This window comes from Streptococcus handemini (genome assembly GCF_040984445.1).
GTDB classification, from domain to species: Bacteria; Bacillota; Bacilli; order Lactobacillales; family Streptococcaceae; genus Streptococcus; species Streptococcus handemini.
On record NZ_JBFRYH010000030.1, the window covers coordinates 1 to 23,811 of the forward strand.

At 39.9% G+C, this 23,811-nt stretch carries 23 protein-coding genes; 10 read left to right on the forward strand and 13 right to left on the reverse strand.

Going from position 1 to position 23,811, the window contains the following annotated elements; genetic code table 11:
• Nucleotides 1–3: 3 nt before the first annotated feature.
• Nucleotides 4–84 carry an IS3 family transposase gene (locus tag ABPH35_RS05980; protein ID WP_349988131.1) on the forward strand — a complete coding sequence of 27 codons (81 nt, stop codon included), beginning with the start codon at nt 4–6 and terminating at the stop codon, nt 82–84.
• A gap of 76 nt (nt 85–160) precedes the next feature.
• Here ABPH35_RS05980 and ABPH35_RS05985 read toward each other — a convergent pair whose 3' ends face one another.
• The 3 genes from ABPH35_RS05985 to ABPH35_RS05995 form a co-directional block, all read right to left on the reverse strand.
• The gene (locus tag ABPH35_RS05985) at nt 161–1,606 is read right to left on the reverse strand and encodes an ABC transporter ATP-binding protein (RefSeq protein ID WP_349988813.1); all 1,446 of its coding nucleotides are present in this window, start codon (nt 1,604–1,606) and stop codon (nt 161–163) included.
• A gap of 244 nt (nt 1,607–1,850) precedes the next feature.
• Nucleotides 1,851–2,750 (reverse strand): UTP--glucose-1-phosphate uridylyltransferase GalU, encoded by a 900-nt coding sequence (gene galU, locus ABPH35_RS05990; protein WP_349988812.1) that lies wholly within the window; start codon nt 2,748–2,750, stop codon nt 1,851–1,853.
• 11 nt (nt 2,751–2,761) lie between these two features.
• On the reverse strand, nt 2,762–3,778 hold the full coding sequence (locus ABPH35_RS05995) for an NAD(P)H-dependent glycerol-3-phosphate dehydrogenase (RefSeq protein WP_368849653.1): 1,017 nt from the start codon (nt 3,776–3,778) through the stop codon (nt 2,762–2,764).
• Between the two features lie 152 nt (nt 3,779–3,930).
• Here ABPH35_RS05995 and ABPH35_RS06000 point away from each other — a divergent pair, with 152 nt between their 5' ends.
• Together ABPH35_RS06000 and ABPH35_RS06005 are read left to right on the forward strand one after the other, a co-directional pair.
• Nucleotides 3,931–5,640 (forward strand): ABC transporter ATP-binding protein, encoded by a 1,710-nt coding sequence (locus tag ABPH35_RS06000; protein WP_349988810.1) that lies wholly within the window; start codon nt 3,931–3,933, stop codon nt 5,638–5,640.
• Nucleotides 5,641–7,404, forward strand: coding sequence for an ABC transporter transmembrane domain-containing protein (locus ABPH35_RS06005; protein ID WP_368849654.1), 1,764 nt, complete (start codon nt 5,641–5,643; stop codon nt 7,402–7,404).
• A gap of 307 nt (nt 7,405–7,711) precedes the next feature.
• On the opposite strand, the gene ABPH35_RS06010 is transcribed toward ABPH35_RS06005, so the two are convergent.
• A complete protein-coding gene (locus ABPH35_RS06010; RefSeq protein WP_368849655.1) occupies nt 7,712–8,281 on the reverse strand; it encodes a hypothetical protein in 570 nt (189 codons plus the stop codon).
• Between the two features lie 667 nt (nt 8,282–8,948).
• On the opposite strand from ABPH35_RS06010, the gene ABPH35_RS06015 reads away from it, so the two are divergent.
• Entirely contained in the window at nt 8,949–9,800 is an 852-nt protein-coding gene (locus ABPH35_RS06015) for a helix-turn-helix domain-containing protein (RefSeq protein WP_349988807.1), read from the forward strand.
• 756 nt (nt 9,801–10,556) lie between these two features.
• Here the strand turns inward: ABPH35_RS06015 and ABPH35_RS06020 are convergent.
• The 8 genes from ABPH35_RS06020 to ABPH35_RS06055 form a co-directional block, all read right to left on the reverse strand.
• Nucleotides 10,557–11,561: a LacI family DNA-binding transcriptional regulator gene (locus ABPH35_RS06020; protein ID WP_349988806.1), complete on the reverse strand. Its 1,005-nt coding sequence runs from the start codon at nt 11,559–11,561 to the stop codon at nt 10,557–10,559.
• A gap of 79 nt (nt 11,562–11,640) precedes the next feature.
• Nucleotides 11,641–13,539: a heparinase II/III domain-containing protein gene (locus ABPH35_RS06025; RefSeq protein WP_368849656.1), complete on the reverse strand. Its 1,899-nt coding sequence runs from the start codon at nt 13,537–13,539 to the stop codon at nt 11,641–11,643.
• Between the two features lie 25 nt (nt 13,540–13,564).
• A complete protein-coding gene (locus ABPH35_RS06030; protein WP_368849657.1) occupies nt 13,565–13,855 on the reverse strand; it encodes a preprotein translocase subunit YajC in 291 nt (96 codons plus the stop codon).
• Complete coding sequence (locus ABPH35_RS06035; protein WP_368849658.1) at nt 13,855–14,673, reverse strand: PTS system mannose/fructose/sorbose family transporter subunit IID; 819 nt, start codon at nt 14,671–14,673, stop codon at nt 13,855–13,857. Before ABPH35_RS06035 ends, ABPH35_RS06030 begins: the two co-directional genes overlap by 1 nt.
• Nucleotides 14,660–15,433 (reverse strand): PTS mannose/fructose/sorbose/N-acetylgalactosamine transporter subunit IIC, encoded by a 774-nt coding sequence (locus ABPH35_RS06040; RefSeq protein WP_368849659.1) that lies wholly within the window; start codon nt 15,431–15,433, stop codon nt 14,660–14,662. Before ABPH35_RS06040 ends, ABPH35_RS06035 begins: the two co-directional genes overlap by 14 nt.
• Nucleotides 15,434–15,447: 14 nt before the next feature.
• Nucleotides 15,448–15,939, reverse strand: a complete 492-nt coding sequence (locus ABPH35_RS06045) for a PTS sugar transporter subunit IIB (RefSeq protein ID WP_368849660.1) — start codon at nt 15,937–15,939, stop codon at nt 15,448–15,450.
• Between the two features lie 10 nt (nt 15,940–15,949).
• Nucleotides 15,950–17,140 (reverse strand): glycoside hydrolase family 88 protein, encoded by a 1,191-nt coding sequence (locus tag ABPH35_RS06050; RefSeq protein WP_349988801.1) that lies wholly within the window; start codon nt 17,138–17,140, stop codon nt 15,950–15,952.
• Nucleotides 17,141–17,150: 10 nt separating this feature from the next.
• Entirely contained in the window at nt 17,151–17,579 is a 429-nt protein-coding gene (locus ABPH35_RS06055; protein ID WP_349988814.1) for a PTS sugar transporter subunit IIA, read from the reverse strand.
• A gap of 260 nt (nt 17,580–17,839) precedes the next feature.
• Here ABPH35_RS06055 and ABPH35_RS06060 point away from each other — a divergent pair, with 260 nt between their 5' ends.
• The 4 genes from ABPH35_RS06060 to ABPH35_RS06075 are packed head-to-tail and all read left to right on the forward strand — an operon-like array spanning nt 17,840 to nt 20,988.
• Complete coding sequence (locus ABPH35_RS06060) at nt 17,840–18,655, forward strand: gluconate 5-dehydrogenase (protein WP_368849661.1); 816 nt, start codon at nt 17,840–17,842, stop codon at nt 18,653–18,655.
• A gap of 16 nt (nt 18,656–18,671) precedes the next feature.
• Nucleotides 18,672–19,313 carry an RpiB/LacA/LacB family sugar-phosphate isomerase gene (locus ABPH35_RS06065; protein WP_368849662.1) on the forward strand — a complete coding sequence of 214 codons (642 nt, stop codon included), beginning with the start codon at nt 18,672–18,674 and terminating at the stop codon, nt 19,311–19,313.
• Nucleotides 19,314–19,345: 32 nt separating this feature from the next.
• Nucleotides 19,346–20,347: a PfkB family carbohydrate kinase gene (locus ABPH35_RS06070; protein WP_368849663.1), complete on the forward strand. Its 1,002-nt coding sequence runs from the start codon at nt 19,346–19,348 to the stop codon at nt 20,345–20,347.
• Between the two features lie 11 nt (nt 20,348–20,358).
• A complete protein-coding gene (locus tag ABPH35_RS06075; RefSeq protein ID WP_349988797.1) occupies nt 20,359–20,988 on the forward strand; it encodes a bifunctional 4-hydroxy-2-oxoglutarate aldolase/2-dehydro-3-deoxy-phosphogluconate aldolase in 630 nt (209 codons plus the stop codon).
• A 290-nt stretch (nt 20,989–21,278) separates the two neighbouring features.
• Here the strand turns inward: ABPH35_RS06075 and ABPH35_RS06080 are convergent, their stop codons facing one another.
• A complete protein-coding gene (locus ABPH35_RS06080; RefSeq protein WP_368849664.1) occupies nt 21,279–21,557 on the reverse strand; it encodes a hypothetical protein in 279 nt (92 codons plus the stop codon).
• A gap of 129 nt (nt 21,558–21,686) precedes the next feature.
• Between ABPH35_RS06080 and ABPH35_RS06085 the strand changes: the two genes are divergently transcribed.
• A complete protein-coding gene (locus tag ABPH35_RS06085) occupies nt 21,687–22,130 on the forward strand; it encodes a dUTP diphosphatase (protein WP_368849665.1) in 444 nt (147 codons plus the stop codon).
• Between the two features lie 2 nt (nt 22,131–22,132).
• Nucleotides 22,133–23,494 (forward strand): DNA repair protein RadA, encoded by a 1,362-nt coding sequence (gene radA / locus ABPH35_RS06090; protein WP_368849666.1) that lies wholly within the window; start codon nt 22,133–22,135, stop codon nt 23,492–23,494.
• Nucleotides 23,495–23,811 lie beyond the last annotated feature (317 nt).

Consider the following 23,811-nt stretch of genomic DNA (forward strand, 5'->3'; position numbering starts at 1 on the left):
TATATCCAGTTTTACAATACACAACGTTATCAAACAAAATTAAACAACCTGACTCCTTGGGAATTCAGGAATCAGGTTGCTTAGTATCTTTTATTATTTGACTGTCTACTTGACAGGGAGCCGTTCAAAGTGTTCGTGTTTTCCTATGCTTTTTTCAAAGTTACAGTTCAATTACCTGATCTGCCAGATTCCATAGTTCACTGTCATGGCTAATGAGAATAATGATGCTTTTGTGCTTCACTTTTAATGCCTTCAATTTTTCTTTGATTAGCAGTTTGTGCTCATTATCTAAAAAATTAGTCGGTTCATCAAAAATGTAGACAGATTTTTCGACATGAAATAGTTGATCCAGCTGATACAACTTCAACTGTCCCATTGAAGCACCTTGGCTAATCGAGTCATCAAAGAATGATGAGGCAATGGGCTTAGCTGGACAATAAGCAAAATTTATATTTTCACCAAAATGGTTATAATCAATTTTTCCTTGATAAGCTCCATGAAAACCTAAAATTGCCTCAACTAACCGTGTTTTCCCTGCTCCATTTTTCCCTCGAATCAAATAAGTCTTCCCTGTCTCTAACTTTTGATGGAGGGGCTGGTGCAAAGTTGTCTGATTCTTGTCCAAACTACTATAATTTTCTAAGGTAATGCTATCAATAGGAACATCCACATATTTTTTTAGAGATGGATTTAAAAAATCAACAAAACTGTTAATAATAGAAGCATTAGAAATATAGGATTGATAAATGTTGAGAAAATATTCTACTGGTGTCCAAAATTGTGAAACATACAATTGAACAGCAAAGTATTGACCAATCGTCATCTGACCGACAAAAACCTGATAGGCTGAGATGATACTCGCCAGCATAATCATTAAATTTAAGAAAGAATACGAAAGAAAATTCTCAAAAAATGCTGTAATTTTTACTTGAGTGGCTTTATGATGAGCGTATTGTTGTCCCATTTTTTTAAAATCAATTAGTGGTGAAGAACCTAAGAATCTTGTCATCTTAGCTAGTCGACTACTATCTGAAAGATAGTCTCTTTGCGCCTGCATGTCATCGACCACATTTTGATTATATGTTGATAATTTTTCCGCATAGCGTTCCGAAAAAAGAATAAAAACAGGAATGAATAAGCCAACCATTAAGGCTAACTGCCAAGACATTGTAGATAAAATAGCTAGAATTACGATTGCCCGTACCCCATAAAGAACGATGCTGATTGGATAATCATAAAAGAATGGGGAAACAATCTCGAAATTCTGTCCCAGTTGTTGCATAATGGTACTCGTTGAGAGGTCTTCTTTTTTCATATCGTATACTGCAAGATTTTCCTGCGTTTTCTGGGTCACAGTTTGCCAAAGATGGCTATCTAACCGACCTGCGAGGCGGTCATAAACATAATCAATGATTTGGCAAAGTATGTTCAGAAAGACAATTAACAAGGCGAATTTTAGAAAAATATGCCAGTCTTTCAATTTAATCGTGTCGATAAATTCACCACTAACGTAGGGTAAGGATAAGACAACAGCCGTTCGTATCAAGCTGACGATAAAAAAGGTGAATAAAAAGGAACGATGATTATAGGATAATAATTTTTTCATAGTAGCCTCCAAATGATATACATATATATGTATTATACGCCGACAATAAAATAATTGCAATAATATTTCGAAAAATTAAAAAAGTCTGAATTTTTAATGATGTAGACTAGAATAATGACTGCGAATTAATGTCAGATAGATTCATATCTGGTTGCCATTAGCCTTAGTCAATAAAATGAGAATAGAAAAACACGAATCTTTCCACAGTTGGTTTTCTGCTAGAATGGATTCGTGTTTTTGTTCGTTATTTTTTATCGTCTAATTTGTTACCCAATTCAATCAGATATTGTTTGAGGTCATCTTTAACTTGCGGATGTTGTAGGGCGTAGTCAATGGATGTTTTCATGAAACCAAATTTGTCGCCAACATCATAGCGGTCTCCCTTAAACTCACGAGCAAAGACACGCTGGGTCTTATTGAGGGTATCAATGGCATCTGTTAATTGAATTTCGTTTCCAGCACCAGGCTCTTGATTTTCTAAGATAGCAAAAATTTCTGGGGTAAGGAGGTACCGTCCGATAATGGCTAGATCAGACGGAGCTTCGTCAGGAGTTGGCTTTTCCACAAAAGTTTCTACACTATAAAGACCGTTGATTCCTTCTCCCTGCGGTGCAATGACACCATAAGCAGAAACTTCTTCATGAGGGACAGGCATGACAGCAATAGTCGAAGCATGGGTTTTCTCGTAGTCATCCATCAATTGTTTGGTCAGTGGAATGGCTTTTTTGTTTGTAATATCCATCAAGTCATCACCCAACATGACAACGAATGGCTCATTTCCGACAAATGCTTTAGCTTGTAAAACGGCGTCTCCTAGTCCACGAGGGTGGCTTTGACGAATGAAATGCAGACGAATGCCAGTTGTTTCATCTACTAGTTTTAAGAGATCATTTTTCTTTTTTTCTTTCAAGTTATACTCTAATTCAAAATTAGAATCAAAGTGATCTTCGATAGAACGTTTTGATTTTCCAGTAACGACTAAAATATCTTCAATCCCTGAAGCGAGAGCTTCTTCTACAATAAATTGAATCGTTGGTTTGTCTACAATTGGCAGCATTTCTTTTGCCAAGGCTTTGGTAGCAGGTAGGAAGCGAGTTCCCAAACCAGCTGCTGGAATCACAGCTTTTCTAACTTTTTGTGTCATGTTCTTCTCCTTTATGACCATTCATTTTCCTGACGGAATTCGCTAGACATGATTTGTTTAATGGCTTCTTCGATACTAGCTCCTTGATAAATGACACTATAAATCGCCTGAGTAATGGGCATATAAACGCCCAGTTCTTGTGCGAGTTCATAGGCCACCTTAGTAGTAGAAATTCCTTCGATAACCATACCCATATTGCGTTCAATATCTTCTAATTTTTCACCACGTCCTAGTTGGTCTCCAGCACGCCAGTTCCGTGAATGGACAGATGTTCCTGTTACAATCAAATCACCAACGCCAGACAGACCACTATATGTGAGTGGGTTCGCACCCATTTCAACTCCTAGACGAGTGATTTCCGTCAAGCCACGTGCAATAATAGCCGCCTTGGCATTGTCACCGTAACCAAGCCCATGAAGGGCGCCGGCTCCGACGGCAATGATATTTTTCAATGCACCAGCCGTTTCTACCCCGATGACGTCATTATTGGTATAGAGGCGGAAGTAGTGGTTGCTAAAGAGTGTTTGGACATACTGAGCAGCTTCTAGGTCTTTGGAAGCTGCTGAGATGAGAGTCAAATCGCGAATGATAGTTTCTTCTGCATGGCTTGGACCAGATACGACAACTACTTCGCTCCGTAGTTCAGCAGGAATTTCTTCCTCTAAAACTGTTGATAAACGTTTGTGGCTTTTTGGTTCGAGTCCCTTGGAAGCGTGCATCACCACCACCTTGTGGTCTAGGGTTTCAGCGACTTGTTTTGCAACCAAGCGCATAACCTTAGTGGGTACGACCAACAGCACGGCATCCACACCGTCTAAAGCCTCACTCAACTCTTTATAGGCTGTAATAGCAGAATCTAGGACGATGTCCTTGAAATAACGTGTATTAGTATGGTGTTGATTGATTTCGTCGATTTGCTCAGGAATGTTTCCCCAAATACGGACTTCGTGGCCATTGTCGTTAAGGACCTGCGAAAGGGCTGTTCCCCATGATCCTGGACCGAGAACGGCAATTTTTTGTTTGTTCATTTTGCTTCCTCTCTGTGGGAGTAATCATCTCCTTATTCTATCATATTTAGGAAAAATTTGCATGAGCAATCTTTTTTAGAATAGCAAAAAAGGTTGAAAGTACCTGTTAAATGTGATAGAATGGAAGGCATTATGTATTCAAAGGAGTTTCTATGCTGATTCGAGCAATTCTGAAATACAAATGGTATGCACTTGCTTCCGTTTGTATGGTCTTTTTATATGTGACGAGCAGTTTATTGCAGCCTCGATTTTTACAAAATGTCTTAGCTGCCGTAGCAGAAAATAACCAAGCAGGTATCTATCAGCTAGGTGGCTGGTTACTAGGGATTGCAGGTATAGGATTACTTGCAGGAGCTATCAATACGGTACTTGCAGCCTATATTGCCCAGTCTGTATCGGCTGATTTAAGAGAGCAGATGTTTAAGAAAATCCAAACCTTTTCTTATGCCAATATTGAGGCCTTTAATGCAGGAAATTTAGTAGTGCGGATGACCAATGACATTTCTCAAGTTCAAAATTTGCTCATGATGACCTTCCAAGTCTTGTTACGTCTTCCCTTGATGTTTGCAGGAGGTGTTTTCTTTGCCATTATGACCATGCCGTCTTTATGGTGGATTGTTCTACTCATGATTGTCCTCATTGGGGCAACGATGACCGTCATTATGGGTGTTATGGGACCGCGTTTTGGTCGCTTCCAGCAATTGGTGGATAAGATTAATGCCATTGCAAAAGAAAATCTGCGTGGGGTGCGAGTGGTCAAATCCTTTGTCCAAGAGAAAAAACAGGCAGAAAAGTTTGATGCGGTATCAGATGATTTATTTGCTTTAAATCTCTTTATTGGACGTGGCTTTTCCTTTTTAGAACCTGTCTTTATTCTCATTTCTTATCTGGCTATTTACGCGGCTATTTATTCAGTTTACGGCATGCTAGGACACAGTCCAGAGGCAATCAATAAGCTTGCTTCTTTCAATACCTATTTGATTCAAATTATGTTTGCCATTATTATGGTTGGGTTTATGGGAAGTAATGCTAGTCGTGCCATGATTTCCATTCGCCGTATTCAGGAAGTCTTGGCGACAGAGCCTGCGTTGATTTACCAAGATGTGCCAGATCAAGCATTGACAGGAAGTATTCGATTTGATCATGTGACCTTTACCTATCCGACAGATGAACAGCCGACCTTGAAAGAGATTAGTTTTGAGATTGAAGCGGGTCAAATGGTTGGTGTGGTCGGAGCAACAGGTGCGGGGAAATCAACCCTTGCCCAACTCATTCCACGCTTATTTGATCCCCAAGAAGGACGAATTGAAATTGGCGGGGTAGACATTAAAACGGTTAGTCAAACAACCTTGCGCCAAACGGTTTCGATCATTCTGCAAAAAGCCATTCTCTTTTCAGGTACTATTGCTTCCAATATCCGACAGGGCAAGCAGAATGCCGATGATATGGAGCTGGAACGTGCCGCAAGGATTGCACAGGCCATGGAGTTTATCCACCGTATGCCAGATCGTTATCAAAGTGATGTGGAAGAGCGAGGCAACAACTTCTCAGGTGGTCAAAAGCAGCGGATGTCGATTGCTCGTGGCTTAGTTGCGAGTCCTAAAATCCTCATTTTAGATGATTCTACTTCAGCCCTTGATGCCAAGTCTGAAAAGTTGGTTCAAGAAGCTTTGAACAAGGACTTGAAGGGTACGACAACGATTATCATTGCCCAAAAGATTTCGTCTGTTGTGAAGGCAGATACGATTTTGGTCTTAGATGAAGGTCGCTTGATTGGTCAAGGTACCCATAAGGAATTGGTTGCAACTAATAGCGTTTATCGGGAAATTTTTGAAACCCAGAAAGGAAAGGAGGAAGAATAGATGAAAACAGCACGATTTTTTTGGACCTATTTTAAACAATTCAAACTATCCTTTGCCATTATTTTTCTAGCCATTCTTCTTTCGACTGGTATGCAGGTAATTGCCCCTGTCTATATGGGAAAAGCAGTGACGGAGTTGACAGAGTTAGCACAGAAAATGGCAGCGGGACAGGCTATAGATCCTTCCGTCTTTTTTGCCACCTTGCGGAGTTTGCTTGTAGCCGTTTTTCTCATGGCAGCTAGTGCCGTGACTTATGCTCTTTTGTTTACCAGAATCATTTCCTACTCGACCAATCAGATGCGTAAAGGTCTATTTGGGAAACTTGAGCGCTTGACGGTTCGTTTCTTTGACCAACATCAAGATGGTGATGTTCTGTCTCGTTTTACGTCAGACTTGGATAATATCCAAAATGCTTTTAACATGTCCTTGACCAATGTGGTGACCCAGTCGGTCCTCTATATCGGGATTGTCATCATGATGTTTGCTCAACATCCTAAGATGGCATTGGTGGTTGTGGCAACGAGTCCGCTTGCCTTTGCCTTTCTCGTCTTTATTATCCGTATGTCACGGAAATACACAGATTTGCAGCAACAAGAAGTTGGTCAATTAAATGCTTATATGGATGAGCATATCTCGGGACAGAAGGCGATTATTGTGCAAGGATTGCAGGAAGAAGTCATTGAAGGATTTATGGAGCGCAATGCCAAGGTCCGACAGGCAACCTTCAAAGGGCGTATTTTTTCAGGCTTACTCTTTCCTGTTATGAATGGCCTTAGTCTTGTCAACACAGCCATTGTCATTTTTGTAGGGTCAACAATTGCCTTGTCTGACAACAAGCTATCAACAGCAGCAGCGCTGGGCTTAGTGGTAACCTTTGTCCAATATTCGCAGCAATACTATCAGCCAATGATGCAGGTTGCATCCAGTTGGGCAGAGATGCAATTAGCCTTTACTGGAGCGCACCGGATTCAGGAAATGTTTGATGAAATAGAAGAAGTGCGTCCGCAGGCAGCCCCAGCTTTCACCGAATTGAAGGATAAGGTTGAGATTGACCAAATTGAGTTTAGCTATGTAGCAGGTAAACCGATTTTAAAACAGGTTAGCATGGTAGCGCCGAAGGGTCAGATGACAGCCGTTGTTGGCCCAACTGGTTCTGGTAAGACGACGATTATGAATCTGCTCAACCGATTCTATGATGTCGATGCAGGAAGTATTCGTTTTGATGGAAGAGATATTCGAGAATTTGATTTAGACAGTCTCCGACAAAATGTTGGGATTGTCTTGCAGGAATCGGTCCTCTTTTCGGGAACTATTCGTGATAATATTGCTTTTGGGGCAGGTGATGTATCACAGGAGATGGTAGAAACCGCAGCACGCGCGACTCATATCCATGAGTTTATTATGAGTCTGCCAGAGGGCTATGATACCTATGTAGATGATGAAAATAATGTCTTTTCAACGGGACAGAAGCAGTTGATTTCCATTGCCCGCACTCTGTTGACGGATCCGCAAATTTTGATCCTAGATGAAGCTACATCCAATGTAGATACCGTGACAGAAGCCAAGATTCAGTCTGCTATGGAAGCTATCGCAGCTGGTCGCACGAGCTTTGTGATTGCCCACCGCCTAAAGACTATTTTGAATGCAGACCAGATTATCGTCTTAAAAGACGGAGAAGTCATCGAGCAAGGAGATCACCACGAACTCCTCAAACTCGGCGGATTCTACTCAGAACTGTACCATAACCAGTTTGTGTTTGAATAAAACCAAAACAGCACCAAGCGCGGTGCTGTTTTTTAAATCGTTAAATTGGATTTTTATCCCATCAACATCACCAAGAGGATATAGCCGAAAATGGAGGTTGCGAGGGATAGTATGAGAGTGGATATCTGGTTGAAATAGGGATGAATTTTTCTAGTTTTGAAGTGTGGAAATATAAGATGGGATTATATTGGACAGAAGTGAGTTTCCCAAACCCAGTCTACACAAGTCTTATAAGCTGGGACATAACAATCAACCATGACCAAGCCATCACAAAGAATTTCACCACCGAATGATAGTTTTTTTCCAGCTAATTTACACAGAAACCCTCCGATTGTGCTACAATCGAATCAAACTGCCCACCACCTTCTTTATATTTGGTACAAGCCCAAGCTAGGCAAAAGTCTGATGAATGCTCCTCTAAACGAGTATCGATTTCTTGTTCTGTTTCAATAACTAAGTTTGATTTATCATGGCTCATAGATTCCCAAAGAGAATCTAGGTCTGGGTTTAATTCAGTAGCATCAAAAGCTACGCTGGAATTTGTAGTAAGGTTGTTAAAGGAAACTTTCCCTTCTTTTTCCAATAAGGAATAATCTATCAAATAAGTTTCAAGTGAGTTTGAGTTCGAATCGTATTTAAAGTATAGTAGTCCAGTAATAGTTGTGGATAGATTGATTTGGAACTCTTGGTCGTATCTGGTGGTCAAAATTTTCTCAGAATAGGGTGTTTCTACTGTGTATTGTACAAAGTAGATAGGCTTTGCTTGATTTGGATCAGTTGTCGTAATGATATGAGGACCATCAATGATACGATTTTGATATGTTTGAAAATGTGTGGAAGTTTCAATTTTTTTCCATGTAGCTTGAAGGTATTTCATCTGCGAAAATTTGTTTTCCAAAGCTAAGGACAGTTATAATCAGAATGATGTGTAACAATTTATAAAAAAATATTTGATTTTAGCATTTTTCTATTCCTTTCATTCACGGCTTACTGATATGCCACATCATGAGCAGTATGAGAAAAGCGGTTAAGCAGCTGATGCTTTTTTTGAGTAGATGACTATCACTAGAAGAAGTAGGATAATGTAGAAAAGCAATAGCTACTGTAGCTTCCCTTAGTGTCATTGCTTTTAGTAGAGTAGCGCCTACTATGCAAATCAAGGCTAAAGAATAGGATAAGATATGATTTGAGATTTTATTTTTGAAAAAATTCATACAATCCTCCTTGCTCCCTGTCTCATATAGTTTCAGCTCCTCACCCAATATATTGTCTCCGTTTTTAGAGTAGGTAGAGGAATTTTATAATGAGTTCTGGCTAGATACATTAAAGGCCCCACATATATCCCCAACCTTCTCTTAATAATTGAGGGAGATTTGACGAGCTGATGAGAAGCATTACAGTGAAAAATAACTTGAGATACTTCATGCGTTTCATAAGAATTTCCTCCTAAAAAATATTTCCTTTTTTACGAGAATATGATACCATATAATTAAAGCGTTTACACAAAATGTAAACAATATTCACAGCGTGAGGAGGTGTTGCTGATGCGTTGGGACTTTGGCACGGTATTAAAGGAAATTCGGAAAGCGAAAGGGCTGTCTCAGGAGGAAATATGTGGTGATTTTTTGTCACGTACGACCCTTTCTAAAATTGAGAATAATAAGGAAGTTCCTAGCTTAGATAAAGTTGAGCATATCTTACGGCAACTAGATATAAGTTTTGCGGAATTTGACTATATCTGCCACTACTATGCTCCTTCAGAGAGAGTTAATATTATTGAAGAGTTTGAAAACTTTTCATCTCATTTAAGGACTACTAGTGAGTTTCAAGAAATGCTTGAAAGTTGTCAGAATTATTTAAAAAGGCATCAAGACATTCGAGTGGAGAGAATTGCGAGGCTATACCAACTTTGTTTGTCAATCTGTCAGGATGGCACTGGCGATGCTTCTCGTATTCTGGCTCAAGAAATGTGGCAGGAGTTGGAGAGGTGTGATACCTGGTACTTATCAGATCTTAGAAAGCTAAATGCAGTCATGATTTGCTTTCCTTATGAACAGATGGAAAGTATCGTAGAGAAGGTGCTGCTTTCTTTAGAAAAATACCGTAGATTTCAAGGTGTGATGACTAGTCAATTCTCTCTTTTGGCAAATATGAGTACTGTTTTTTTGCATAAGCATGACTTAAAAAACTGTTTACGAGTAACAGAGAGAATTGATGAGCTAGCTCGTGATAGCCGACGAGCTGATCAATTAGGGTTTGTAAGGGTTCGCTTGGGGTTGTGTCAAAATGATAAAACTCTTATCCAAAAAGGTTTGACCCTTTTGCATGCTGCCGACCTGAGTGACATGGCAGATCGTTTGGAAAAAGAAGTGGAAGAATATTATCGTTCTCACTAGAACAGGGGAATCACCACGAACTCCTCAAACTCGGCGGATTCTACGCAGAGCTGTACCATAATCAGTTTGTCTTTGAATAAACCAAAAGAGTACCTTGCTCGGTGCTCTTTTTTAAATCATTAAATTGGATTTCTATACTCAGTTCATTTCAAAAAATAACTTTTTTGCTCTTTTCTTGTGTAGTACGGACGGAAGCAATCTTCTTCGGAGTTTTATTCCTAATTTTTGAGCCTAGGCCTCAAAAATTCCGTTGGCAGTGGGACAAAAATCGTGATTTCGTAGAAATCGATTTTGTAGTCCCACCCGAAAGGTTGACTAGGTTTGTAGAATGTTGATTTATCAACGTTCTACAAACCAAACAACTACTGCGTTAAGCTGATTAAACTATAAAACTGAACAGTTTGGGTACTTTTTGCCCAGCCTCAATATTACTACGACGAAAAAATCCTTTTAATACTCGTCAAAAATCAAAGTCTACGTCGTTAACTCACCTTGCTGAACTTCAGCTCTAGCTACGATTTCGTTGCCTAGTCAGATTTTGATTTTTATAGAGTATAAGCTCACTTCGTTCGCTCTAAACTATGGAATCTTACTTTGCTATTCGATACATCGTGTTATTTTTTGATTTTGGATGGGTATTATCTCACCAACATCACCAAGAGGATATAGCCGAAAATGGAGAGGGCACTGAAGGTGAAAGTTGTAGTGTAGGTGAATTAATAATCTTATATGAGCTATTTTTGTAATGAAAGGGAATTATCCCATCGTAGACTCTTGCCAGTTGACACTACAATCGAGGACTTGCTGTTTTTCCTCTTGATGCCGCCCTTCAATTTGATCGATGAGAATTTTAGTTGCCTGTTGTCCTTCCTCGAATGCAGGTTGGACAATAGTTGTAATGCTAGGAGAAGAAAGTCCTGTCCACTCGGTATTATCGAACCCCAACAGACCTACATGAGGAGCTGTATAATCTAGTTCTTTCATGGTTGTAAAGACTAAAGGGAGTGCCCAACAGTTGGGGGCAAATACGAGTGTCTTCTGTTCAGGTTGGATTTCCGCTTGTAAAAAACGTTTTATTCGTTCTAAATTGGTGTGTTCGTCTTCAATGGTTAAGCTAGAGTAAGTGTGGTTTGCATCGGTTAAGGCATCAATGAAACCGGTCGCTCTTTCGATACGAGTGCTCAATCGACTTGTGTCGGCAGTAATCAGTATAAATTTTTCGTACCCTTTTTTGATACAAGCTTGGGTGACATCATAGACGGCATCGTAGTTATTGGTTTTGACCCAGCTTGTCCGGTGTTCGTACAATTGACTATCAAAGAAAACCATGTGTTTCTTTTTCTCTTCGATAATACGAGAATATTTCCGAAAGTTAGATGTTGGTTGAATAATAAAACCATCCACTCCAAGGAGCAACATGCTTTCTATATAGCGATCTTCACTTTCCTGATCATAGTTACTGTTGCCGATAATGACTTGGTAGCCATTCTGATGAGCAATATCTTCAATTCCTTTCACAATCTGGTTGGAGAAGCTATTTGTAATATCTCCAATAAGAACACCGATTAAGTTGGTCTGTTTTGAATTGAGACCCCGAGCAACGATACTTGGTTTATAATTGGTTTCTTGAATCACTTTCTCAATTCGCTCTCGTGTTTCTTGCGACATTTTCTCATATTTTCCATTCAAGTAGAAAGAAATGGTCGTTTTTGATGTTTGGGCCATCTCAGCAATATCTTTTATCGTAAATTTTCTCACCAATCTTGTCCCTCCTAAGCACCTATATTATAACACATTCCTTTTGAAATAGTAGGGAATAGACCTGGTAGAGGAAGTGTTTCTATGATTTGAGTCGTGAAGAGATCCCAGTTTGTTTGTCATAGACAATAACTTTTCCTCTCATCTTGATTCCGTCAACTAGACAAAGTTTTTCTCCTTTGAAAATATCATCATGTGCGAATAAGACTAGTTTGTTCCATTCAGAATGACGAATGTCAAAAGCGAGAGCATTTTCTACTAATCGCCCATCAGATTGGTAAACAGGCAATTTTTTTATGAGACAATCTTGATCTGCTATAATCGTATAATCGATGATTCGGTTAGAGAATGTCTGAGTTTTGACGAGTTTTTGCCCAGTGACAAGTTCGTTATAGCGTTTAGAAATCAGAGTTGGCTCTATTTTTAGAGGAATATCGCTTATCAAATGCAACCTTCCAAGTTGTTGCGGTTTCGCGACAACTTCTGGGTCTACTATAAACTGAGTTGCAAGTGTGTGCTCACCTTGGCACTGGATATCATCAATAATGAACCATACTGTATCAGAAATCATGAGAATTTTTCGTAGATGTAAATAAGGCTTAGCGTAAGTAGTAGCCTGATAGCTTCCTTCTATATAATGGTTGTTCAATTGAGTCTGATACTGGCAAAAGAGGTGCTGGGGATAACGATTGTAGGACCAGGAACCAGTAATATCCTCTGGAGGAGTTTGGTCAATGATACAACCTGTATGTCCCAAGGCGCTTTTCAAGAATATCCGTTCTTTGCTATCTTTGTAGGAATAGCGACCAGAATCAATAAAGATTGGCTGTCCTTGGTACTGCAAACAAAAACTATTTTGATCACTGTGTGTATGAGCGCTTCCCATCGGACCGTTTTTAAAGAAAAAGTAACTAGAAGGGCTTTTAATACAGACATGTCCAGAATCATTGAAAAAATGGGATTTAGGTAGTAGTGGTTGTGTTTTCCACCGTTTCCATTGTTCAATTCCTTTGCGTCCTAGAAGAAGAATCGTTTGCAAATCGATAGTGGAAGATTTGGCGCATAGGGTCTCATCTTTTAGGAAGAGAGCCGATAAGGTGAGAATATCTTGTGTCGCAGAAGTATCGCTATCTCCTACAGCAATGGTTTTCCCATCTAGACCCGTCATCATCTCAATGTAGTAGGCCATTTTCTTTAACAAGGGTTTCAAAACAATAGCTTTTTCGGGAATCAAGATAGAAAGTTCTAACAGGGCTTTGTAGACTTCTACGTGATATAAAATAGACTGTTCAAATTGTGTGCCATCTTCCAAAATTTGAACTTGAATTTGTTGTTCGAGTTCCTGAATGGAAAATTGATATTCTTCTTCAATATCTAGTCTATCGGATAAAAAATAGTAGCAAGCGATGATTGGGATCGTTTGTAAAATTCCCCAATTACTCAGCGTATATTTGTCAAGATAACTAGCCTTCATAAATTGAATCTGCTTCGTCATGGATTGGCAGATAGTCTCTAATTCAGTATCATGGATGACTTCAAAATGAATAAGGAAAAGAAGACATTTTAACCAGGTAAAACAACGTATACCCGTGTCGAGCGTCCGAGTGGTGAGGGACTGTGGATGGAGGGTAGGGACGTGCTCAATCCAATGAAGGATAAAGTATTTGAGTTGTTGAATGTATGCTACTTTTCCTTCTACGAGGTAGCCTAAAAGAAGAGTGAGTAGGTATTCCTGCCTATTGAGCATGTAAGCCCACTCGGGATCATCTTCAAAAAAGCTTTCCCAATTCAAGGGTTGTAGTCGATACTCGTGCGGACAAGGTTCCATGTCCCAGTTTCCATTAAATAAAAAACGGTTATCCATTAGACGCTGATTGGTCTCTTGAATTTTTTGATATTCTTCTTGACAGTGGTTTAAAATGTATTGTTTACAGAATTCTCGATCAAAATCTTTTAAGTAATTCGTAATCGCTTGTTTCATAATTCTTCTCCGAAGAAAGGAACTACTAAAATAGCAGTTCCCTTGTTTTACCCATAATACTTTCTTTCTCAACATATATTGTCACTTGGTCAGCGATTTGTAGGGTGATGAGTTCTTCTTTGATGGCTACAATTTTTCCATGTATTCCAGATAAAAGTAGGACTTCGTCTCCGACCATTAGTGAGGCAAGATAGTTGTGTCGTTGCTTTAGTTGTTCTCTCAGTAGTCGTTGTTGACGAAAATGATAGAGAGTTGATAGTAAAAGTGGACTAGCAGCTAATAGAATCAGTAGAATTGAAAAGATCGATAGATGCATTAGCCTAAAATCTTCAACCAGCTACCGATGATTCCGATGATAACGGTAAGGATAACAAGTTTATAGGTTGTCCATTTTTTCTTTTTGATGAGATAGTAGACAACCAATGTGTAAAGAGCAGGTAGTAGAGCAGGTGCCACTTTATCCAACATACCTTGGATACTGACAATACTTTGTTTTGCTCCCTCTTGTACTTCTCCGGCTGCAAACGTAAATGGAACATTAATTTTTACAGAGGTTGCTGCTAATCCTGAGATAACGGTAACACCGATAATATTGGCAATGTTCGAAATAGTTGCCATTTGTTCACTTAATTTATCGATAACAGTCGTTCCTAGTTTATATCCATATAAACCAGTAGATATTTTAATTGTCGTTAAGATAATATTCATTGCTAGGAAGAACAGGATTGGACCTAGGATCAAACCGTCCCCTGCTAATGATGCTGCGATTGTGGAGAATAATGGAGCTAAGCAGAATTGTGATAGAGAATCCCCGATACCAGCTAATGGCCCCATTAGCGCCATTTTGATGCTTCGTGTTTCTTCAGAAGGTCGGTCATTTTCGAGCATGACCAAATGTAAGCTTGTTACAAATGGAACAAAGTGAGGGTTCGTATTATAAAACTCGCAGTTTTCTTCTAATGCCTTATAGAATCCTTCCGTATCGTCCCCGTAGTGTTTTTTCAAAGCTGGATAAAGAACATTTGCATATCCGAGACCTTGGTAATTACTATAGTTAAATCCATTTTGCAGGAAAAATGCTCGCAGGGAGGTTCTTATATAGTCCTTCTTTTCTAATTTTTTAGATCCAGTCATCGTGTACTTCCTCCTTCACAACAGTTTTTTCTGGTCGATGATAAAGTTCAATCAAGGCAAAGATTGTTCCTACGAGAGCGATACCGATTGTTGGGATTTGTAGATAGGCAGCACAGACGTAGCCGAGTAGGACAAATGGAATCAATTCTTTCTTTGCCATAACAGATAGAATCATGGCAAATCCGATTGCAGGAAGCATTTTTCCAGCAACAGTTAGTCCACTAAGTAAGACAGGAGGAATAAAGTCTACAAGATGTAGGAGAGTATCCATTGATAAAGCGCCTAGGCAGCCGAGAGAAAATCCTAGTAAAGCAAAGAGCCATACTGTACCATTAATAGACCATTTAAATCCTTTTAAATTACGGTTTTTCAAATGTCTCATGGCTGTTTCAGGAGCCCCCGCACGAATAGTGTAAGCAAAGGTTTGTAGGAATTGAATTGCTACAGCTATGGGTGTAGAAAGCGCAAGTGCTGCTTCTGGACTAACTTTTCCAGCGCTAGTAATAGCCATAAGGGTTCCGAATACACCAGGTCCGATTGGATTAGGTGGAACGGTTCCTCCAGCTCCCACTCCAAATCCCATGTAAGCCAACTCTCCGATTGCTCCCATGGCAAGAGCGGTCGGAATATCACCTAGGATGACTCCCACTCCGAAAGAGAGAATAATACACCTGTTTGTGTAAATTCCAAGAAGCATCCCACTAAAACAAAATGCTGTCCATAAGCCGATCAAGACGGCTTGAAATACATTGATTGTCATAAAAGTCTCCTTTTTTAAATATAATCCAAAATATTAACAGCTGCAGCACCGTCGTTTCCGCTTGGAGTCGTTTGTGTATTAAATGTCACATGATACATTTGGCTTAATTCACGAAGTGCTGCTTTATCTTTTTCGCCGAGGAAGATAGAACGTGTGACCTGTTCTTTTCCTTCAGCATTATGAATATTGCCAATGTTTGCTTCAGTGATTGGAACACCTCCTTTTACAAGTGTTAGAAGATCCTCTAATTCTTTCACAACAATAAAAATAGTTTGTGCAGGGCTCGCCTTATGAATAACATCAATCACTTTTTGAAGAGGGAAAAATCGCATCGCAACGGATTCTGGAATAACAGTTTTCATCAAGGTTTGCTGAATGCTATCCATACTAACGGCATCATTTGCCACAATGACAGTATTACAGCCCAAGGATTTTACCCATAATTGACCTTGGCCATGAATAAGGCGCTCGTCTACACGAGTCATGATAATATTTGGTGTTGTCATAAATTTCCTCCTACCAATAAATGGTCCAGTCTTTGTAGAATCGCATGAGGGCTTCAAGATAATAGTAATCTCCCCAGATATTTCCTTCGTCTACTCCTTTTCCAGAGTGCCAAGAATAAACACCGTGAAGAAGATTTGCTCCCCCAGGGACAGCTTGTTTGTTTGCATAGTTTTCAATGAGAGAACGGAGCATTGCATGCATAGCATACTTATAATGTTGCTTATCTTCGTCTGTTTCAGGTAGGTATTTGAGCATTTCGTGGATGCCGCAAACAGCAATCGCTGTCGCAGAAGAATCTCTAGCATGTCCGCTACCATCAGAAAAAATAAGATCCCAGTATGATACAAAATCTTTTGGAAGACGATTTAAGAAATAGTTGGTTACTCCTTTAAAAGCGCCGAAGCAATTTTCGTCTTTTAGAAAACGATAGGTTAAAGGAATACCATAAATCCCCCAAGATTGTCCACGTGCCCATGAAGAATCATCGCTATATCCTTGGCGAGTTACTCCTTTTACTGGCAATCCCGTTTCAGGATCGAAATAGAAGGTGTGATAAGAAGAAGCATCATCACGAACAACGGTGTTAATGGAAGCGTAAAAGTGATTGTAGGCAACATCATAGTACTCTTGTTTACCAGTTTCTTTGTAGGCAAAGAAGAGGAGTTGAATATTTAATAAACAATCAATGATCAAGCGATAGTCTTCTTTTTTACCAAGTTTTCCCCATGCTTGTATGAAGCCACCTTTTTCTTGATAGCGTTCCATCAGCTTGTCTGCAGCTTTTAATGAGGCTTCCAGAGCCTGTTTATTACCATTTAGCTTGAATTCACTCATGCAAGAAGGAGTGTAGAGGAAGCCGAGATCATGGTGATCTAATTCAATTCGTTTATTGACTCGATCTAAAAATGAAAGGACATTTTTATGAGCTAGTGCTTGAAATTGTTCATTCTGACTATATTCATAGGCAAGCCATAATTCCCCCGTCCAGAATCCATTTGTCCATTCGGTATTGTCCATGATTGGGTAGACATTTTGAGAAGTGGCAGGGGTTGGAAATTTTTCCTGGAAATAGTCTAGATTTAGCTGAAGTTGGTCAATCACGCGCTGGATAGCTTGTTCTACCTCTGCTTTTGATAACAGTGGAACTTGGGCGTATTTTTCTGGATTGCGTAGTGGTTCAATCGTTATTGTTTTAATCATATTTTTACCCTCAAATCCCATCATCTACTGTATCGTCAACTTGGCAATTACTAAATAGTTGGCGTGCATCTACAATTCCGGTTTGACCGGATGAAATGGCCTTTTCAACAACTTCTTCTAAAGAACATTCGACTCGAGAAAAGGTAACTTCGAGTAGCATAGAAAGGTTTAAGCCAGAAAGTACACAGATATTTCTGGTTTGTTGTTCAAGCATCAGTGTTGAAGCAACTTTGAATGGAGTTCCGCCTAATAAATCACACAAGATGAGTGTCTGAGAAGCCTCCTTAATGGATTCTAATAGATGGTCTTTGACTTCGTCGGCAGACATATCTGCGACAAAATCAATAATACGAAGATTTTCTTGGGGTCCAGCAATTAGTTCTAGTGAACTTTTTATACCAGAAGCGAAGTGTCCATGTGCTACAAGTACAAGGTTAATCATAGGTACTCCTTTCTTTGAGTTTACCGGTTTACTTTATATCAATCATTTTATACCAATGAACATCACTTGTCAATAGCTTTTTAGAAAAAATGTTAGCGATTACAGAAAAAACATATTTCTCTACAAAAGGTATAATAAGGAGATTTCTGCAAATGATATGTTTTTTATAAAAAATAAGTTTAAATATTGACAAAACCGGTTTACTAGAATATAATTTGGATATAGCGACTTTATACCAAGTGGAAAGGAAATATCTTATGACAACTCAAACATTTTCACTCAGTCAATTTTCTTTGAAAGGGAAAATTGCTCTGATCACAGGAGCCTCCTATGGCATTGGATTTGCGATTGCCACTGCTTATGCAAATGCTGGCGCAACAATTGTTTTTAACGATGTGACGAGGGAGTTGGTCGATAAAGGACTGGCTGCCTATAAGAAACAGGGGATTGATGCACATGGTTATGTGTGTGATGTAACAGATGAAGATGGTATAAATGCCATGGTTAAACAGATTGAGCAGGAAGTTGGTATTATTGATATTCTTGTCAACAATGCTGGAATCATTCGCCGTGTTCCAATGTGTGAAATGAGTGCAGCAGATTTTCGAAAAGTAATTGATATTGATTTGAACGCTCCATTTATTGTTTCCAAAGCAGTGATTCCATCCATGATTGCAAAGGGTCATGGGAAGATTATTAACATTTGCTCTATGATGAGCGAACTTGGAAGAGAAACCGTCAGTGCTTATGCTGCAGCTAAGGGTGGGTTAAAAATGTTAACGCGTAATATTGCATCAGAATATGGTAGTGCAAATATTCAGTGTAATGGAATTGGCCCAGGCTATATTGCCACACCTCAAACAGCTCCCCTACGTGAACTGCAAGCAGATGGTTCTCGTCATCCATTTGACCAATTTATCATCGCAAAAACACCAGCCGCTCGTTGGGGTGAAACGCAAGATCTGATGGGGCCAGCAGTCTTTTTGGCAAGTGATGCCAGTGATTTTGTCAATGGTCATATTTTATATGTAGATGGTGGTATTTTAGCTTATATTGGAAAACAGCCAGAATAAGGAGGAGAGAAATCGTATGAAAATTGCATTAATCAACGAAAATAGCCAGGCGTCAAAAAATCAAATCATTTATAATGCTTTAAAAGAAACAACAGATAAAAAAGGGTATGAACTCTACAATTACGGTATGTATGGTGTGGAGGGAGAAAGTCAGTTAACCTATGTTCAAAATGGCTTGTTGGCTGCGATTTTATTAAATACAGGTGCAGCAGATTTTGTTGTCACAGGCTGTGGAACAGGCGAAGGTGCTATGGTGGCTTTAAATAGCTTTCCTGGAGTTGTTTGTGGACTAGCAGCGGAGCCGACAGATGCCTATCTATTTTCACAAATCAATGGGGGGAATGCCCTATCTATTCCGTATGCAAAAGGATTTGGTTGGGGTGCGGAGTTGAATCTCAAACTCATCTTTGAACGGTTATTTGCTGAAAAAGCTGGTGGCGGTTACCCAAGAGAGAGAGCGGTTCCTGAGCAACGGAATGCTCGGATTTTAAATGAATTAAAAGAGATTACGCATACAGATTTGCTAACGATTTTGAAGACGATTGATCAAGAATATTTGAAAGAAACAATTTCTGGTGAAAAATTCCAAGAATATTTCTTTAGCAATTGTCAAGATGAAGCTGTTGCAGCCTACTTACGAGATGTGTTAGCAGATTAAGACAAAAATGTGTCTCGAGAAAAGGAGAGCTGATGTCAAAATTATTGCTATTTGGAGAGCCCTTAATCCGTATTACGCCACTAGAATATGCGGAGCTTGGAGATGGCGTACTAAGCCAAACTTTTTTTGGAGGGTCAGAAGTAAATATTGCCTGTAATTTACAGGCATTGGGGGTTGATACGTGCTTATTGACTGCCCTACCTTCCAGTAAAGTTGGCGATCGATTTCTTCATTTTTTGAGTCAACATTTGATTGATACGACTAGTGTTTATCGAGTGGGAGATCGTATTGGTACTTATTATCTTGAGAGTGGCTATGGGTGCCGTCAGAGTGAAGTTTTTTATGATCGAAAGCATACGAGTATCAGCGAATTGACAGCGGATATGCTGGATATGGATGCTCTATTTAAGGGAATAACCCACTTTCATTTTAGTGGTATAACGGTGGCAATTGGTCCATCTGTCCGTCAATTATTGCTAACATTAGTACAAGAAGCCAAACGAAGAAATATCCGCATTTCAATGGATTTAAATTTGCGAACCAAAATGATTAATGTCACAGATGCAAAGAAGGTGTTTTCTACATTTGCAATGTATGCAGATGATTGCTTTGGTATTGACCCTCTCATGATAGACGATCAAGATACCTCGATGTTTCCACGAGAAAGTGCGAATTCAGAAGACGTCCGACAACGGATGCTTCAATTGAAGCAGGTATACTCTTTTCAAACGATTTTCCATACCCTCCGTTCAACAGATGAGTATGGAAGAAATGGTTATCAAGCCTATGCGTTGGGAGAGTGTTTTGAAGAATCCCTCATTTTGAAAACACCTGTGCTACAAAGGGTGGGTAGCGGTGATGCCTTTATTTCAGGTGCGCTGCATCAATTGATCAAGCAAGCTTCATTAAAAGAAGTCTTAGATTTTGGAGTCGCAAGTGCGACATTGAAATGTACAGTAGCAGGAGACAGTATGATAAAAAGTGAAGCAGATATTCGTAGTCTACTAGCTGGTAAACAAGACATTGTGCGGTAAAGGAGTAAAGAATGGGGAAATCAGATACCATAAATACATTAAGGGAACATAAGATTGTTGTGGTCATTCGAGGAGCCACCAAAGAAGAAGGTGTACGTGCCGCTATTGCATGTGTAGACGGCGGGATTAAAGCTATTGAAGTCGCCTATACCAATCAATATGCCAGTGAGATTATTCAAGAGCTTCGTACGTTATATGCAAATGATTTGAGTGTCTGTATTGGAGCTGGGACAGTTCTCGATGCCATAACGGCTAGACAAGCTATTTTAGCAGGTGCTAATTATATTGTTTCTCCGTCCTTCCACTTAGAAACGGCGAAAATATGTAATCTTTATGCTGTTCCTTATATCCCAGGGTGCATGACTCTCACAGAGATGACAGTTGCGTTAGAGGCTGGAAGTGAGCTCATTAAGCTCTTTCCAGGAAGTGCCTTTGGACCGAAATATATTGCAGCTATCAAGGCACCTTTGCCACAGGTTGGCATTATGGTTACTGGCGGAGTGTCTCTTGAAAATGCAGTAGAATGGCTTCAGGCAGGAGTGGATGCAGTTGGGATTGGTGGAGAATTCAATACCTTAGCATCTCAGGAAAGGTATGATAAAATTTCGGAGATCGCTAAGCAGTATAGTTGCTTAATTTAGAGAAAGAATAATGGTTCATAGAAGATTGATGAACCATTATTCTTTCTTTGTTATTGTTAAACTAGGTAAGTCTGTGAATATCTCTAAAATAACATGAGCTAGGTACATTGCTCTTGTGCTTAGGAGCGTTATGATAATCTGTCAGTTTACTGTTTTTGCAGGTCAGAACTTGTTTTAATTGTGGGAATAGCATTTTTACATGAATGGAGAATAAAACTATGATCAGTCTATTATATATACATCAAAACAGCACCTTGCTCGGTGCTGTTTTTTAAATCGTTGAACTGTCTTTATCCTACTAGCATTACCAAGAGGATGTAGCCGAAAATGGAGAGGGCATTGAAAATGAAAGTTGCAAAGGAGACTAGGGGAAGAGTGACCAGCTTTTTTAGAATTCCATAGACAGTTAAAATGATGCAGTATAGTTGCAAGATGAGAAAAATAGAATAGAGTAACTGGTGGTGATTGATGTAGAAGCTTGGCACCTGATAAAAGGTAATGACCATGGCGAGGTCAAAGAGCCAGATAAGGATACAGCTAGCAATAGCAGGGCGAATCAATGATTTCATAGGAGCCTCCTTTTTGCAATGAGAATGTTTAGTAGTTTTAGTATACCATAGTTTTTGTCTGCTATCCCTTTTTCCTCATTTTTTCCGAATATATAGTATAATAGGAATCAGAATAGATAGGAGATAGACATGAAACAACGTGGTTTTGAATTAGTATCGCACTTTACAGATGAAAACTTACTGCCAAAGCGGGAAACAGCCCATGCGGCGGGTTATGATTTGAAAGTGGCAGAGCGCATGGAGCTAGCACCTGGTGAGATTAAGCTGGTGCCGACAGGTGTGAAAGCCTATATGCAACAAGGAGAAGTTCTCTATCTCTATGACCGTTCGTCCAATCCTCGTAAGAAAGGACTGGTCTTGATTAACTCGGTTGGTGTCGTTGATGGCGATTACTATGGAAATCCAGGTAATGAAGGTCACATTTTTGCCCAAATGCAAAATATCACGGATGAGCCAGTCGTACTTGAAGTTGGAGAGCGGATTGTCCAAGCGGTATTTGCACCCTTTTTACTAGCAGATGGTGATGAGGCGACTGGCACGCGTACAGGCGGCTTTGGTTCAACGGGGAATTAAGCATGGCAAAGAAAAAAGCAACTTTTATTTGCCAAAATTGTGAGTATCATTCCCCTAAATATCTGGGTCGTTGTCCCAACTGTGGATCTTGGTCTTCTTTTGTGGAGGAAGTCGAGGTTGCAGAGGTCAAGCATGCGCGTGTGTCCTTGACAGGCGAGAAGACACGTCCGATGAAGTTGGCGGAGGTGACCTCTAGCCATGTGAGCCGTACAAAGACAGATATGGAGGAGTTCAATCGCGTTTTAGGGGGTGGCGTGGTGCCAGGAAGCCTTGTTTTGATTGGGGGAGATCCAGGGATTGGAAAATCAACTTTGCTCCTGCAAGTATCGACCCAGCTATCACAAAAGGGAACGGTTCTGTATGTGAGTGGTGAGGAATCGGCAGAGCAAATTAAATTGCGAGCAGAGCGATTGGGTGACATTGATAGTGAATTTTATCTCTATGCCGAGACCAATATGCAGAGTATTCGGACGGAGATTGAGAAGATTCAGCCTGATTTTTTGATTATCGACTCCATCCAGACCATTATGAGCCCTGAAATTTCTAGTGTGCAAGGTTCGGTCAGCCAGGTCAGAGAAGTGACGGCGGAGCTAATGCAGATTGCAAAGACCAATAATATAGCGACTTTTGTCGTAGGGCATGTGACCAAGGAGGGCACACTTGCGGGTCCTCGGATGCTAGAGCACATGGTGGATACAGTATTGTATTTTGAGGGGGAGCGCCAGCATACCTTTCGTATCTTGCGTGCAGTCAAAAATCGTTTTGGTTCTACCAATGAAATCGGTATTTTTGAGATGCAGTCAGCAGGTTTAGTCGAGGTGCTCAATCCCAGTCAAGTCTTTTTGAAGGAGCGCTTGGATGGCGCGACTGGCAGCAGTATTGTCGTGACCATGGAGGGCACGCGCCCTATTTTAGCAGAAGTACAAGCCTTGGTGACACCGACTATGTTTGGCAATGCCAAGCGCACAACGACGGGTCTTGATTTTAATCGGGCTAGTCTGATCATGGCGGTCTTGGAAAAACGAGCTGGTTTGTTGCTCCAAAACCAAGACGCTTATCTCAAGTCAGCTGGGGGTGTCAAACTAGATGAGCCAGCAATTGATTTGGCAGTTGCGGTGGCGATTGCTTCCAGCTACAAGGATAAGCCAACCAATCCTCAAGACTGTTTTATCGGTGAAATCGGCTTGACCGGTGAAATCCGTCGTGTCAATCGCATTGAGCAACGAATCAATGAAGCCGCTAAGCTGGGCTTCACCAAGCTTTATGCGCCGAAAAATTCCCTTGCAGGCTTACAAATTCCTAAAGAAATCGAAGTCGTTGGCGTAACGACTATTGGTGAAGTGCTGAAGAAAGTTTTCGGATAGACGGAGCAAGCAGATAAATCTAATTTTCATTTGATAGATATGTTTTGTTAGTTATCAAATGAAAATCGAGCAGGAAGGGAGTACTTCTTTCTATGTCAGGCGATAAGGTTAAATCTGTTTTATCATTTCTCTGTTCATCGTATTTTTAAATGAAAGAGCCGAATAAAGCAAAAAACTCGCTTGATTTCCTCTGATATACTCCCCATATAGTAGACAGTGAAAAAACCAAAATTCACTAGACACTATAAGGGGAGTTTTCACATGTCCAAAAGAAGTCCAAAATCAGTAGAAGAAAAGTTAGAAATTGTTTGCTTATT

What these genes read in the sequence shown, in the direction of transcription:
- ABPH35_RS06070 (WP_368849663.1), top strand. Translation starts at nt 19,346, where the DNA reads ATGTCAAAATTATTGCTATTTGGAGAGCCCTTAATCCGTATTACGCCA.
- ABPH35_RS06030 (WP_368849657.1), bottom strand. Translation starts at nt 13,855, where the DNA reads ATGCATCTATCGATCTTTTCAATTCTACTGATTCTATTAGCTGCTAGT.
- ABPH35_RS06015 (WP_349988807.1), top strand. Translation starts at nt 8,949, where the DNA reads ATGCGTTGGGACTTTGGCACGGTATTAAAGGAAATTCGGAAAGCGAAA.
- ABPH35_RS06075 (WP_349988797.1), top strand. Translation starts at nt 20,359, where the DNA reads ATGGGGAAATCAGATACCATAAATACATTAAGGGAACATAAGATTGTT.
- ABPH35_RS05995 (WP_368849653.1), bottom strand. Translation starts at nt 3,778, where the DNA reads ATGAACAAACAAAAAATTGCCGTTCTCGGTCCAGGATCATGGGGAACA.
- ABPH35_RS06045 (WP_368849660.1), bottom strand. Translation starts at nt 15,939, where the DNA reads ATGACAACACCAAATATTATCATGACTCGTGTAGACGAGCGCCTTATT.
- ABPH35_RS06050 (WP_349988801.1), bottom strand. Translation starts at nt 17,140, where the DNA reads ATGATTAAAACAATAACGATTGAACCACTACGCAATCCAGAAAAATAC.
- ABPH35_RS06085 (WP_368849665.1), top strand. Translation starts at nt 21,687, where the DNA reads ATGAAACAACGTGGTTTTGAATTAGTATCGCACTTTACAGATGAAAAC.
- radA (WP_368849666.1), top strand. Translation starts at nt 22,133, where the DNA reads ATGGCAAAGAAAAAAGCAACTTTTATTTGCCAAAATTGTGAGTATCAT.
- ABPH35_RS06000 (WP_349988810.1), top strand. Translation starts at nt 3,931, where the DNA reads ATGCTGATTCGAGCAATTCTGAAATACAAATGGTATGCACTTGCTTCC.
- ABPH35_RS06060 (WP_368849661.1), top strand. Translation starts at nt 17,840, where the DNA reads ATGACAACTCAAACATTTTCACTCAGTCAATTTTCTTTGAAAGGGAAA.
- ABPH35_RS06005 (WP_368849654.1), top strand. Translation starts at nt 5,641, where the DNA reads ATGAAAACAGCACGATTTTTTTGGACCTATTTTAAACAATTCAAACTA.
- ABPH35_RS06010 (WP_368849655.1), bottom strand. Translation starts at nt 8,281, where the DNA reads ATGAAATACCTTCAAGCTACATGGAAAAAAATTGAAACTTCCACACAT.
- ABPH35_RS06080 (WP_368849664.1), bottom strand. Translation starts at nt 21,557, where the DNA reads ATGAAATCATTGATTCGCCCTGCTATTGCTAGCTGTATCCTTATCTGG.
- ABPH35_RS06025 (WP_368849656.1), bottom strand. Translation starts at nt 13,539, where the DNA reads ATGAAACAAGCGATTACGAATTACTTAAAAGATTTTGATCGAGAATTC.
- ABPH35_RS05985 (WP_349988813.1), bottom strand. Translation starts at nt 1,606, where the DNA reads ATGAAAAAATTATTATCCTATAATCATCGTTCCTTTTTATTCACCTTT.
- ABPH35_RS06035 (WP_368849658.1), bottom strand. Translation starts at nt 14,673, where the DNA reads ATGACTGGATCTAAAAAATTAGAAAAGAAGGACTATATAAGAACCTCC.
- ABPH35_RS06040 (WP_368849659.1), bottom strand. Translation starts at nt 15,433, where the DNA reads ATGACAATCAATGTATTTCAAGCCGTCTTGATCGGCTTATGGACAGCA.
- ABPH35_RS06065 (WP_368849662.1), top strand. Translation starts at nt 18,672, where the DNA reads ATGAAAATTGCATTAATCAACGAAAATAGCCAGGCGTCAAAAAATCAA.
- galU (WP_349988812.1), bottom strand. Translation starts at nt 2,750, where the DNA reads ATGACACAAAAAGTTAGAAAAGCTGTGATTCCAGCAGCTGGTTTGGGA.